The sequence below is a fragment of the Hymenobacter sp. CRA2 genome, from assembly GCF_002007105.1.
In the GTDB taxonomy this organism is placed as follows: Bacteria; Bacteroidota; Bacteroidia; order Cytophagales; family Hymenobacteraceae; genus Solirubrum.
Genome location: NZ_MVBC01000014.1, coordinates 21533 through 34969, shown reverse-complemented (window position 1 = coordinate 34969; position 13437 = coordinate 21533). Strand labels below are relative to the sequence as shown.

The window sequence follows — 13437 nt, the reverse complement described above, 5'->3', positions numbered from 1 at the left end:
AAGCGGAGGTTAGTTGAGCACCAGTTTGCGGGTGAGGGTGCCGGCGGCGGTGCGCACTTGCACGGTGTACACGCCGGCGGGCAGCTGTTGCACCGGCAGGGCGCGTTCGAGCAGGTGGCCCGTGAGGGGAGCCGTTTCCTGGCGCACCACCTGGCCCAAGCTGTTCACCAGCCGCAGCTCGGCGCTGTGGCCCGTCAGGCCCGCCGCCGACAGAGTTACCTCACGGCCGTTGGTCGGGTTTGGGTACACCTGCAGCGCAGCGCCGGTGAGGCGGTTGGGTTGGCTGGACAGCGGCCGTTGGGCATTCAGGTGCAGCACGAAGCGCGTGGGGTGCAGGCCGGCCGGGAGCTGGGCGGCGTAGTCGCCTTGGCGCAGGTTGTGCCAGGCGCCGGTCTGTCGGTCTTCCAACCACAGTTGGGCGCTGGCGTCGAAATTGACAAGCTGCTGGGGCGTGAAGGTGTAGCTGCCGGCCACCGCAGCATTCACGGCCAGCGGCAGATCCAGGGGCTGATTACCCGTCGGCAGGCCCTGAATCGACAATGCATCCGTGCCGGCCTGCTGGTAAAGCGTGGGCTGCTGGCCGCTGTTGAGCTGCAGCTTCAGGGCGTCGTAGGCGCCGTCGAAGCCCGTGGTAGCGCCAGCTTGCTGGTACACGTAGAGTACGTCCTCGTGGGCCGTACTGCCGCCCGTGAGGCGCAAGGCCAGGGCCAGGAGCGGCCGGGTTTCCTGGGTGCGGTTCAGGGCCGGATTTTCCAAGGTGGTTACGCGGGCGCTGTTGGTCAGGGCCAGCGTGGGCGCGCCGCTGTTAGCTCGCACGAAGAAGCCCTGGCCCATGGCAATGAGGTGCGAGCCAGGTGCCCCCACGCCGTTGACGTAGCTTTGGTAGCCGCCCGCGTAGGGACTGGTGGAGCGGTACACGTAGGCAGCCGCGTCGATGCTGGCCGGGCGCGCCACCTGGTCCCAGTCAAGCGGCGAAGGGTAGGGGTTGCCCACCAGGTTCCAGCCCTGGGCAGCCGCGCCGCGCGTCAGCGGAATGTTCACCGCGCCGTTGTTCAGGGTGCCCACGAAGTCCACAGTTTGCGGCGCGAGCTGCACGGTGTAGCCGCGGCCGGGCGTGAGGGCGTCGCCTAGGCTGGCCGGCGAGTACCAACCGGTATCGAACACGTTGCTCGGGCCGGGCTGCAGGCGCACTTCGTCGTAGCCGAACACGGTAGGGAAGGGCGTCACCGCGCCGGGGTTGGTGGCGCCGTTATAGGCCGGATTCACGACCGGTACGAAGCTGCCAGTGCTCAAGTCTACCACCGTCGAGCCGCTGACGGGCGCCGCGAAGTGGCGGTAGCCGGCGCCGGGGTTCAGGGCCGGGTCAATCCAGCGCTGCACCGTGGCGGTGCCCTGCACCACGCCGCCGTTGTTGTACACCGCAGCCGTGCCAGCGGAGTTGGAGAGCAGCGTGAGCATCTGGCCGTTGGTGTTCAGGTTGCCGGCCAGCGTGAGCAAGCCGTGTACCTGCACCGGCGCCATCAGCCGCGCGCCGCCCGCCCCGATGCTCAGGTTGCCGAAGTCGGTGTTGCCCGTGCCGCCGATGTCGTCGGCGGTGGCGCCTTGCATGGCCACCGTGCCGCCGGTCTGGCTGAACAGGCCGCTGTTCATGAACTGGCCCATCACGCTGAAGGTGCCGCCGGTCACGGTCAGCCGCCCGCCGCTTTCGATGGTGATGCTGCCCACCGCGGCGTTGGCGCTGATGACGGGGTAGCGCGTCATGCCGGCCGGGATGCTGATGTTGTCGTTGGCGGTGGGCACCACGCCGCAGGCCCAGTTGGCGGGCGTGTTCCAGTCGGAGCTGACCGCGCCGCTCCACGTGAAGGCGCCGCCCACGTTTACCGTCACGGTGGCCTCGGTGTAGCAGCCGCTGTTCACGTTGGTGGCCCGTACGCGGTAGGAGGTGGTGGCCGTCGGGTTGGCCAGCACGGCGCCGCCGGCGGTGACATTCAGGCCCGCGGCGGGCGTCCAGCTATAGGCCAGCCCCTGGCGGATGGTGGCCGTATTGTTGATCCACGCCGGGGTGGTGCTGCCGCTGCCAAGCGTGCCGTGGTTGGCGTTGGCGGTAAAGTCGGTAAAGGCCGAGCCCGAGCCTTCGTCGAGGCGGTAATAGGCTACCAGGCCCAGCTGCGTAGCCAGCACGGTTTTGTTGTAGTCGGCCTGCACCTGGGCCTCGGTGCGGGCCACATTCCACAGGCGCAGCTCATCCAGCTGACCGTTGTAATACTCGCCGTAGCCGGGCTGATTGCCCAGCGTCAGCCCGTTGGCGTTGGTGCTGACGGCACCCGTCTGAGCCTGCTCCAGCACCTTCGCCCCGTCGATGAAAATTTTTACCAGGTTGCCGTCGTAGGTGGCCGCCACGTGGTGCCAGCTGCCCTTGTAGGCCGTGTATGGCACCGAAAACACGCGCCACGTGCCGCCGATGTGCAGCCACACGCTCAAATCGTCCCAGCGGGCGTCGGTGCGCGGGAAGATGTAGCCCGAGTTGACGCTCTGCGTCGATTTGCTGGCCACGCTCTGGATGGTGGAACCCGTGCCCACGGGGTTGATCCACGCCTCCACCGTCAGGGCCGCGCTCAGGTTGAGGCTGGCGCTGGCAGGCACACTGGCTTGCTCGTCGGTGCCGTCGAAGCGCAGGCCGCGGCCGGCCACCGAGGCCGTACCGTTGGTGGCCGTGGCCGTGAGCGTGGCCGAGCCGCCCGAGCAAATGGTGGTGCTGCCGCTCGGCGACACGCTCAGGCTCGGCGGCGTGTCGGCCATCACGTTGAAGGGCGCCGAGGAAGCCGTGCAGCCCGCGTCGTCGGTCATGCGCACCGAGTAGGCGCCGGTGGTGCTGATGTTGGCGAGGCCCGGACCGTTGGCGCCGGTGGTACCGGCCGGCAGGTCTACGCCGTTGCGGGCCCACTGGTAGCTGGCCGCTTCTTCGGACAAGGCTACCGCGTCGATTTCGTTCCAGCCCGGCACCGCGGCCGAGTTGAGGGCAATCCGCACGTCGCGCACCGGAAAGCTCGTTTGCGGGAAATTGATGTTCAGGATGCGCGAATTTGAGCCCGCCGCGGCGGCCGTGCCCACGTACACCGGCACCCAGGCGTTGGTGGTGGGGTTGCGCACGAAAATGGAGTCGATGGCGCCGGGGTTGTAGGTTTCCCACACCAGAATGCGCTTGGCCGGGGCCGGGTTATCGAAGCGCAGCACCAGGTATTCGCGGGTGCCGTCGGCTGGGCCGCTGGCCCAGGCCTCGCTTGCGTCGCCGTACTGGGGATAGACGTTGGGCGCGCCCGTGGCCATGGCAGCGGCCCAGCTGCTGGTGCTGTACTGCGAGCTGAAGCGCAGCACCGAGCTGGCGTAGCGTACGGGGTTGGTGCCGAGCGAAGTAATCAGGCTCACTTGGCCGTTGCAAACGGAAGCCGAGCCGTACGATGTTACCATAGGCGCTGGACATTGAGCGGCGGCCGAGTAGGCGCCCCAGGTGCTCAGCAGGCCGAGCAGTCGTAAGGATTTGTGCATAGCTGAGAGGAAGGCAGACGTTGGTCGGGACCCCAGGCAGCCGCCACAGTTGGGGCTGGAACAGCTGCTACGGAGTCGTCACAAAGGAACCGCGCCCGTTTGCACTCAGCAATGACATGTTTGGGTTCTGAAGCGCCAGGCTCATCACATAATGATGTGTAGCGCGATGTAGCGCGGGCTTCAGCCCGCGTCCGTCAGGGTAGTGCTATCCGGGAAGTATGGTTCGGGCGGGTGGCGTACTAGCAGGCGCGGGCTGAAGCTCGCGCTACACGGCCAGCAACTCCACGTCCGCAAGCCTTACCGGCGCAGCTGCGCGAGGGGCCGACCGGAGTCGCGGCCGTAGCGCAGGTGCTTGGCCTCGCCTACCACTTGCGCCCCGTAGATGCCGCGGTGACCCGAAGTCAGATACGCCACCACGCAGGCCAATGCCAGGTAAGGCGCCGCCGGCAGGCCAAACAGCTCCAGACCCATCAGCGTGCAGGCCAGGGGGGTATTGGCTGCCCCGCTGAACACGGCCACGAAGCCCATGCCCGCCAGCAGAGCCACCGGCAGTGGCAGCACCACCGCCAACGCCGAGCCCAGCGCTGCCCCCATGAAAAACAGCGGCGTCACCTCGCCACCCTTGAAGCCTGCGCCCAGCGTGAGCGAAGTCAGCAGCAGCTTCAGCGCGAAGCCGTACCACGGCATGGGCGCTTCGAACGCGGCCACAATGGTGGGCACGCCGAGGCCAAGGTAGCGTCTGATATCCGGCACTAGGCTGATGCTCAGCAGCCACACCAACGCCAGCAGCAGTGCCCCGCCCACTACTGGGCGCAACGGCGGCCACGCAATCCGACGGCTGAACCAGCCCTGAATGCCATGCACCGCCGCCGTGAAGCCTCGCGCCGTGAGCCCGCTCAGCAGGCCCAGCAGCAAGGCCGTGCCTACGCCCGCCGCCGACAGCGCCGGCACTACCGGCACGTGGTAATGCGTGTGGCCCACGCCCCAGGCACGCGTGACCCAGTCGGCGCCGAAAGCGGCCAGCAGGCTGGCCAGCAGCGCATCGTAGCGCAGGCGGCCGATCAGGAAGACTTCCAGCCCGAACACGGCCCCGGCCAGCGGCGTGCCGAACACCGACGCAAACCCCGCGCTGATACCGGCAATGAGCAGCAGGCGCCGCTCGCCGGGGCGCAGCCAGCGGCTAAGCTGATCGGCCAGGGCGCCGCCCATTTGCACGGCCGTGCCCTCGCGACCCGCCGAGCCGCCCACCAAGTGCGTGAGCAGGGTACCCAGCAGCACCAGCGGGGCCATACGCAGCGGAATCACGTCGCGCGGCCGGTGGATTTCCTCGATGAGCTGGTTGTTGCCCCGGGCCACGCTCTGGCCGAAATAGTGGTAGAGCAGACCCACCAGCAAACCGCCCAGCGGCAACAGCAGCACCAGCCACGGGTGCGCTTCGCGGGTGCGAGTGGTCCAGTCCAGCGCCACCAGAAAGCCCGCCGACGCCGTGCCTGCCAACGCGCTGACGACGGCACAGATCAGCAGCCAGCGCAGTAGGTAGAGCAGTTGGGGCAGCGGGTCGGGCCAGCGGGAGCGGCGCCGGGTGGTAGGGCCGGTGGTGGACAATGTCGGATAGAAAGCGGGCAAAAATACTCGCGCAGGCTGCTATATGCCGGCTATCATGCGGGCTAAAAAAGAACGTCATGCTGAGCTGGTCGAAGCATCTCTACCGCTTCGTTCGCACGAAATCGTTCGGTAGAGGTGCTTCGACCAGCTCAGCATGACGCGCCATATGTCTACACAGTGGCCAATCGTGCTACTACGCCAGCAGCACCTTATCCGGCGTAATGGGCAGCTCCCGGATGCGCTTGCCGGTGGCGTTGAAGATGGCGTTGGTAATGGCCGGGGCCACGCCGATAATGGCAATTTCGCCGATGCCCTTGGTGCCCAGCGGGTCCACCAGCGTGTCGGGCTTGTTCACGAAAAACACCTCCACTGGTGGCGCGTCGGCGTGCACGGGCACGTGGTAGTCGGCCAGGTCCTTGGTCACGTAGCGGCCGAATCGGTCGTCCATCACCGCGCCTTCCGTCAGGGCCATGCCGATGCCACCGATGGCGCCGCCAATCATCTGGCTGCCGGCCGTTTTCTGGTTGACGATGGTGCCCGCGTCGGCGCACGACACCATTTTGGTCACGCGTACTTCGCCCGTCATGGTGTGCACCTTCACCTCGGCGAAGTGCACCGAGAAGGAGTACATGGAGTAGTTCTGCCGCGTCGAGCCGTCGGGCTTCGACTCAATGGTCACCTCGATGTCCTGCCCGTTGTTGGCTTTGCGCAAATCGGCGAAGGACATGCGCGGGCCACCGTTGGCCTTCAGCCCGAGTTGCCCGCCCGTCAGCGTGAGTTGCTCGGGCTGCACGTTGGCAAAGGAGGTGCCGCCCAGTTCCTGCAGCTTCTTTTTCAAGGCCAGGCAGGCGTCGTTCACGGCCGAGCCCACGGTATTCACCGTGGAGGAGCCGCCCTGCGAAGGCGCCTGCGGAAACAGCGAGTTGCCCAGCTCAAAGCGAATCTTGTCGGTAGGCAGGCCCAAGGCATCCGAGGCAATCTGCACCATGGCCGTACCGGTACCGGGGCCGATGTCGGTAGTAGCGCTTTGCAGCACCACCGAGCCGTCGGCCAGCAGCGCAGCACGGGCCTTGGCCGAGCCGCGGTTGGCCCCGAAGGTGCCCACACCCATGCCGTAGCCCACCAGCCAGTCGCCCTCGCGCAGGGCGCCGGGCTTGAGCTGCCGCTTGTTCCAGCCGATGCGGTCGGCGCCGGCCTGAAAGCACTCTTTCAGGTACTTCGTCGACCAGGGTTTGTTCTTTTCCGGGTCGGTGTCGGTGTGGTTGCGCAGGCGGAACTCCAGCGGGTCCATGCCGATCAGGTGGGCCATTTCGTCGATGGCCGACTCCAGCGCAAAAGCGCCGGTGGCTTCGCCGGGGCCGCGCATCCAGATGGGCGTGCTGATGTCGAGCCCGAGGATGCGGTAGCGCGTGCTCACATTCGGGGCAGCGTACATCATGCGCGTCTGCTGCACCGTCGACTCGGTAAACTCCTCGTAGGTCGAGGTTTGGCCTACCGATTCGTGCGAGATGCCCACCAGTTTCCCGTCCTTGGTAGCGCCCATCTGGATGCGCTGCCAGGTTTTGGGCCGGTAGCCCACCATCGTAAACATCTGCTCGCGCGTGAGCACCACCTTCACCGGCCGGTTGGTCACCTTGGCCCCGATGATGGCCGCCGTTTCGTGGGGCCAGTTGTGCAGCCCGTTGCCGAAAGCCCCGCCCACGAAGGTGGCAATGACTTTCACGTGGTCCTCGGGCAGGCCCCAGTCCTTGGCAAAGGCCCGCTGCGTGCCCTTCACGGCCTGCACCTTGTCGTACACCGTGAGCCGGTCGGGGGCTTCCCAGTGCGCGATGATGCTTTGCAGCTCCATGGGGTTGTGCATCTCCGATTCGTGCACGTACTCAGCCTCGAGCTTCACCGGGGCGTTCTGGTAGCCGTCGGCCTGCCCGCGGGTGTAGTCGTTTTGCGCCGATTTGGGGTTGCGCTTGGCCTGCGTGGGCAGAAAAGCCCGGCTTTTGTTGGCTTCGAAGTTGGTGCGGTGCTGCTCGGCGGCGTATTGCGTCTTCACCAGTCTGGCCGCGTAGCGCGCCCGTTCCAGCGTGTCAGCCACCACCAGGGCAATGGGCTGGTCGTTGAAGTAGATTTTCTCGTCGTAGAACACGCGCAGCGGCTGCCCGATGGTCGGCGGCTCGTCGGGGTTGCTCTTGGCCGCGAAGCCCGGCACCTTGGGCGAGTTCAGGTGCGTGATGACGGCCAGCACGCCCGGCGCGCGTTCGGCGGCCTTGGTATCGATGCTGGTGATGCGGCCCTTGGCCACGGTGCTGCCCACCAGCACGCCGTGCACCAGGCCCGGTAGCTCGTATTCGGCTGAGTACTTGGCGGCGCCCGTCACTTTCAGGCGGCCATCCACGCGGCTGAGCCGGTCGCCCACCGCTTTTCCGTCTTGCAGAAGTTGTTCTTTCATCGGGAGCTTAGGCCACGCTAGCGGCGTTTTTCAGGGCTTGCACAATGGCGTTGGGCGCCAGCTTGAGCTTGTATTCGTTGTACTTGAAGGCCTTGGCCCCGCGCATGGCTATGTCGGCGGCCTGCCGGAACGTGGCCTCGGTTGCCGGCTTGCCGATCAGGCTTTTCTCGGCTTCACTGAGCCGCCAGGGCTTGTGCGCCACGCCGCCCATGGCCAGGCGCGCGTCCTTGATGGTTTGCCCGTCCAGGCTCAGGGCCGCCGCTACCGATACCAGCGCGAAGGCGTAGGAGGCCCGCTCGCGCACCTTCAGGTAGTGCACGTTCTTGGTGAAGGGGCTGTCGGGTACTTCCACGGCCGTAATCAACTCGCCCTGCTCCAGGTTGGTATCCTTCTGCGGGGTGTCGCCGGGCAGGCGGTGAAAGTCGGCGAAGGCAATGCGCCGGTCGCCCTTGGGGCCGCTCACCAGCACGGCGGCATCCAGGGCCACCAGGGCCACGCTCATATCAGAGGGGTGCACGGCAATGCACTTGTCGGAGAAGCCGAAGATGGCGTGCATGCGGTTGAAGCCCTCCAGGGCGCCGCAGCCGGAGCCCGGTTCGCGCTTGTTGCAGGGCAGGGCCGTGTCGTAGAAGTAGTGGCAGCGGGTGCGCTGCAGCATGTTGCCGCCCACGGTGGCCATGTTGCGCAGCTGCGCCGAAGCGCCCGCGTTCAGGGCCTGGGCCAGCAGCGGGTGGCGCTCCAGCACCAGCTTGTCCTCGGCCACGGTGCTGTTCAGGGCCAGCGCCCCGATGCGCAGGCTGTCGTTCTGCTTCTCGATCTTGTCGAGCGGCAGCTTGTTGATGTCGACGAGCTTCTGCGGGGCCATCACGCCGCGCTTCATCAGGTCGAGCAGGTTGGTGCCCCCGGCAATAAACTGCGCGTTGGTGTCGCGGGCCAGCGCGTCGATGGCGGCTTTGGGCTTGGTGGGCCGTAGGTATTGGAACTGGTTCATCGGGCTGCGCTTTAAACTTTCTGACCGCCGCTTTTCACTTCCTGAATGGCCGCCACGATGTTGGGGTAGGCGCCGCAGCGGCAGATGTTGCCGCTCATGTATTCCTTGATTTCGCCCTCCGAATCGGCGTGCCCTTCGCGGATGCAGGCCACGGCCGACATGATCTGACCCGGTGTGCAGTAGCCGCACTGAAAGCCGTCGTGCTTGAGGAAGGCCTCCTGCATGGGGTGCAGCTTGTCGCCGTCGGCCAGGCCCTCGATGGTGGTGACTTTCTTGCCGTCCTGCATCACGGCCAGCGTCAGGCAGCTGTTCACGCGCTTGCCGTCCACGTGCACGGTGCAGGCGCCGCACTGGCCGTAGTCGCAGCCTTTTTTGGTGCCGGTCAGGTGCAGCTGCTCGCGCAGCAGATCGAGCAAGGTGGTGCGCGGCTCCACCGACAGCTTGTATTTCTTGCCGTTCACGTCGAGCTTGAGCGGTACTTTCTCGAAGGCGGCAGCCACGGTTTCGTCCAGCTCGGCTTCGGCGGCTTTGAGGATGGGGCCCGGTGCCAGCGCCAGTGCCGTCAGCAAGGATGACTGCTTCAGGAAGTTACGGCGGGTTTCGTTGTGGCCGCAGCCCTCGGCGGCAGGTTGCGGCGGCATTTCGTTGTCCATGGCGGTGCGTTTCGCTAATAATCGACGTACAAGGGTGCGTAGGCAGAAAACCGACGCGGCGCCGTCCGGTTTGGCTGCGCCAGTCGGCAAGATTCTGAAATTGCCTGCTGCAAACTTTCTTCGTACGCAGCACCGTACGTTTCGTTCCGTTCAGGCCCCGATTCCACCCACTCGCACCCTTTCCTGATGAGCCCAGCTATTCCCCCCATTGCGGCCGTACTGCTGGCCGCGGGCGCCTCCACCCGCATGGGCCAGCCCAAGCAGCTGCTGCCCTACCAGGGCAGCACCCTATTGCGCCGCGCCGCCGAAACGGCCCTGGCCGCCGGCTGCCAGCCCGTCGTCGTGGTCACCGGGGCCCTGCACGCGGAGCTGGCGGCCGAGGTGCGCGACCTGCCCGTGCTGCTGGAGCACAACGACGTGTGGGAGGCCGGCATTGGCACGTCCATCGGGGTAGGGGTGCGTGCGGTGGAAAAGTCGGCTCCCGAAGCCGCCGCCGTGCTGGTCATGCTCAGCGACCAGCCCCTCGTCACGCCCGCGCTGCTGGGCCAGCTGCTGACGGCCTGGCGGCAGAGCGGCCTGCCCGTGGCCACCACTTACGCCGATGCCGTAGGCGTACCGGCTGTGTTTGGGCGTATGGTGTGGCCGCAACTGCTGGCTCTGCCCGCCACGGCCGGGGCCAAGCCCCTGCTGCAGCGCCTCGGCGACGAGCTGGCCCTGATATCCTTCCCGCCCGCCGCCACCGATGTGGACACGCCCGAGCAGTACGCCGCGCTGCTGAGCGAAACCACGGAATAGATAAATATCCCCTGTTGCGGAGTAGCCTGGAGTTAAGGTTAGGGCTAGTTCCCCTCCTCAGCTGAGGAGGGGCTAGGGGTGGTTGACCCCGGTTTAGCACATTCAACCCAGAACGTCATGTCGAGCGCAGCCGAGACATCTCGCGTGCTGATGCCGGATAGTAACCTTAATCTCATCAACCACCCCCAACCCCTCCTCAGCTGAGGAGGGGAGCTAGCTGTAGTCTTGCAACTTTAGTTACATAGTTGAAAAGCTGGTAAGAAGCGGTGGGAAGTGCCGGGAGGGTGATATATTTAGGTTCAACTTTCTAACATCTTTATTTCCTATGCCCATCGAGTATTCGCTGGCCGAGCGCGGCAACCCCGCCCGGCCCAACGACCCCAAGAAATTCTACGCCACGGCCCGCTCGCAGGGCGACACCACCGTGCGCGGCATCGCCGAGCGCATCAACCAGATGAGCACCGTCAGCACCATCGACGTGATGGCCGTGCTCGAAGCCTTCTTCCAGACGGTGCCTGAGGAGCTGGCCGCCGGCCGCATCGTGCGCTTCGGCGACTTCGGCTCCTTCTCCGTGAGCCTGCAGGGCGAAGGCGCCGCCACCGAAAAGGAGTTCAACGCGGCCCTTATCAACAACGTGCGGGTGCAGTTTCGGCCCGGCAAGCTCTTTGACCAGGCCATGCAGGGCGCCGAGCTGCGCAAGGTGAGTGCGCCCATGCCCGCCACCCAGGCTCGGGCGGCGTCCCGGAAGAAAAGCTAGGACGCTTCCGCCAAGACATCCTAATGTCTTGCCTCAGACATACCGATGTCTTAGCTCAGACATTAGGATGTCTTGCAAAAGCCACCGACGGGCCTGCCGCTACCGGCAGGCCCGTTATTTTTGGCGCCTATGCAGTTCCGGCCAGTTGTAGAGACGCATATTTGCGTCTCCTCGTCCGCGCCGTGCGGGCGTTATCGTTCAACGATGGGACGCAAGGTTGCGTCTCTACACCCAGCCCTGCCTCGTTCCGAAACCGCCGCCGCTGCGCCGTCCGGCTTCGTACTTACCTGCTCTTACTATGACCAAGAAAACCACCGCGCCGCCCCCCGCTTACTTCCTCTCGCTGAGCCTGGAAAACGTGCGCAGCTTCGGGGAAAAGCAGACGATATACTTTACCGAAGGTGGGGTGAGACATCAAGAATTCACAGAAGATCATTTAGGCGATGGAGTCCCTTCACAATGGACTATTATTCTCGGTGATAATGGTGTAGGTAAAACAACAATATTAAAATCCCTTGCAGCATTAATGCCAAGTAGGAGACCCTTTGAAACAGATACTGCAAGGAAAGTAGGGCAAGCAGAATATTACTCAACATCTTATTTTGATGGTTGGAGGCATGACTGGTTGCTTTTGCGCAATGAGGAAAATAAAAGAGCTGAATTTACAAATCTAAAATATGTTGCATGCACAGGAAAGAGACTTGAAGACTTCTCACGCAGCTATGTCTATGACGCTACAACAGATCATACTATGGCTACTATAAATTGCACCTATGTTAATGATCATGTCTATAATGCACACTCCTTAGTTGATAGTAAGTCTTTAGGGTTAATTTGCTATGGGTATGGTGCTGGTCGCACAGTAGGGAATTCTGCTATAGGAGAAGTGTATGGCAACTCTGACAGTTATATTAGTTTATTCGATGATCGAGCTGCTCTTCTTGATCCTCAAGAATGGTTCTTGAATATTGACTATGGAAGTAGATTGGCAGGTGGAAATGCTAAGCAATTAGAAAATGCACGCAATCTGGTTGAATCTATGCTTAAAAAAGTTCTTCCAGGTGTAACCGAGTTGCGCATATCCTCAACCGGTACACCTCAAAAGCCTCAAATAAATCTAGAATTTCTACTTTTTGATAATTGGGTGCGCCTGCGCGACATGAGCCTGGGCTACCAAACTCTGGTCGTGTGGCTGACGGACTTTGCCAGCAAGCTGTTCATCCGCTACCCTGATAGCCCGAACCCGCTGGAAGAGCCGGCCATCGTGCTCATCGATGAAATTGATTTGCACCTGCACCCAAGCTGGCAGCGCAAGCTCATTGGCTTCCTCAGCGGCGTCTTCAAGAACACCCAGTTCATTGCTACCGCTCACAGCCCGCTGGTGGTGCAGGCCGCCGGCGACCAGCCCGGCGGGGCCAACGTGGTGCTGCTCAAACGCGAGGGCGACCAGACCAAAGTACACCAGAACCCCGAGGACGTGCGCGGCTGGCGCCTCGACCAGATTATGACCAGTGAACTGTTTGGCCTGGAAACGGCCCGCTCCCTGGCTACGGAAGAGAAGCTGGCCGAGCGCGCCGCCCTGCTCAGCAAAACCCGCCGCACGGCCGCCGAAAAGAAGCGCCTGCAAGAGTTGACCGCCGAGCTGGATCAGCAGCCCCTGGGCGAAACGCCCTCGGAGCGCGACGTAAACGCCGTGCTGCAACAGCTGCGGCAGAAGCTGGGCCGCAACCCTTCCGACGCGCCCGCCGCATGATTCCGGTGCAGAAAAGCCCCGTCGCGCCGGCCTCGCTGCAACGGGAGGCCGGCGCGGCCCGCGCCCGGCTCGAGCAAACCTACGACGCCGACGAAGCCGCCTGCCAGCAGCCCGGCACCCCGGCCCTGAAGCCCCTGCGGCGCATCTACGCGGCCCGCGACGTGAAAGCGCGGCTCAAGGAAGACCAGCACGGCAAATGCGCCTACTGCGAAGCCCGCTTCGGCCACAGCAGCCCCGGCGACGTGGAGCACTACCGGCCCAAAGCCGGCTACCGTCAATCGGCCGCCGCGCTGGTGCAGGGCCCCGGCTACTACTGGCTGGCCTACGAATGGAGCAACCTGCTCTATGCCTGCGAAGACTGCAACCGCATCCGGAAGCATCAGCTGTTTCCGCTGGCCAACGACCCGGCGGGCCGGGCGCGTACCCACCACGACGACCTGACGCAGGAGCGGCCCCTGTTGCTGAACCCTGCCGTGACGCCTGATCTGACCTTGCACCTCACCTTTGAGGATGAAGTAGCCAAAGGGCACACGCCGGAAGGCCGGGCCTCCATAGTGGGTTACGGGCTGAACCGTAAAGAGCTGCTTGATTACCGGCGCGACTACCTGCGTTGTCTGCGGAACCAGGAGTTCTTGGCGCGTATCCTCGACCATAATCCGCCCGTCGTGGACCTGGAGCTGCTGATAGCAACGTACGGCTCGGAGGAAGAGCTAGGCCGGAAGATAGCCCAAGCCCGGCTTGACTACCGAAAAGCTGCCCACGCTACGGAACAGTACGCCGGCATGGTGCGGGCTAACTTCCCGGAACTATGGCCGCCGCTGGGCCACTAGCCTCGACGGCCCACAACCGCCCCGGCCAATTCCCGTTATCTTGCCCGCTACCACACCTTCACCT

9 protein-coding genes are annotated in these 13437 nt (G+C 64.3%); 4 read left to right on the top strand and 5 right to left on the bottom strand.

Features of this window, described 5'->3' with window-relative positions:
* Positions 1-9: 9 nt before the first annotated feature.
* The 5 genes from B0919_RS19560 to B0919_RS19540 all read right to left on the bottom strand — a co-directional run bounded on the left by B0919_RS19560 (position 10) and on the right by B0919_RS19540 (position 9238).
* Positions 10-3546, bottom strand: coding sequence for a LamG-like jellyroll fold domain-containing protein (locus B0919_RS19560; RefSeq protein WP_078013981.1), 3537 nt, complete (start codon positions 3544-3546; stop codon positions 10-12).
* Between the two features lie 297 nt (positions 3547-3843).
* Complete coding sequence (locus B0919_RS19555; RefSeq protein WP_078013980.1) at positions 3844-5151, bottom strand: chloride channel protein; 1308 nt, start codon at positions 5149-5151, stop codon at positions 3844-3846.
* A gap of 193 nt (positions 5152-5344) precedes the next feature.
* Positions 5345-7594, bottom strand: a complete 2250-nt coding sequence (locus B0919_RS19550; protein WP_078013979.1) for a xanthine dehydrogenase family protein molybdopterin-binding subunit — start codon at positions 7592-7594, stop codon at positions 5345-5347.
* Positions 7595-7601: 7 nt separating this feature from the next.
* Positions 7602-8585 (bottom strand): FAD binding domain-containing protein, encoded by a 984-nt coding sequence (locus B0919_RS19545; RefSeq protein WP_078013978.1) that lies wholly within the window; start codon positions 8583-8585, stop codon positions 7602-7604.
* Between the two features lie 11 nt (positions 8586-8596).
* Entirely contained in the window at positions 8597-9238 is a 642-nt protein-coding gene (locus B0919_RS19540; RefSeq protein WP_078013977.1) for a (2Fe-2S)-binding protein, read from the bottom strand.
* Between the two features lie 186 nt (positions 9239-9424).
* On the opposite strand from B0919_RS19540, the gene B0919_RS19535 reads away from it, so the two are divergent.
* From B0919_RS19535 to B0919_RS19520, 4 genes are all read left to right on the top strand, one after another.
* The gene (locus B0919_RS19535) at positions 9425-10033 is read left to right on the top strand and encodes an NTP transferase domain-containing protein (RefSeq protein ID WP_078013976.1); all 609 of its coding nucleotides are present in this window, start codon (positions 9425-9427) and stop codon (positions 10031-10033) included.
* 325 nt (positions 10034-10358) lie between these two features.
* The gene (locus B0919_RS19530) at positions 10359-10790 is read left to right on the top strand and encodes an HU family DNA-binding protein (protein WP_078013975.1); all 432 of its coding nucleotides are present in this window, start codon (positions 10359-10361) and stop codon (positions 10788-10790) included.
* A gap of 298 nt (positions 10791-11088) precedes the next feature.
* Positions 11089-12543 (top strand): AAA family ATPase, encoded by a 1455-nt coding sequence (locus B0919_RS25975; RefSeq protein ID WP_078013974.1) that lies wholly within the window; start codon positions 11089-11091, stop codon positions 12541-12543.
* A complete protein-coding gene (locus B0919_RS19520) occupies positions 12540-13373 on the top strand; it encodes a hypothetical protein (protein ID WP_078013973.1) in 834 nt (277 codons plus the stop codon). Before B0919_RS25975 ends, B0919_RS19520 begins: the two co-directional genes overlap by 4 nt.
* Positions 13374-13437: the final 64 nt, after the last annotated feature.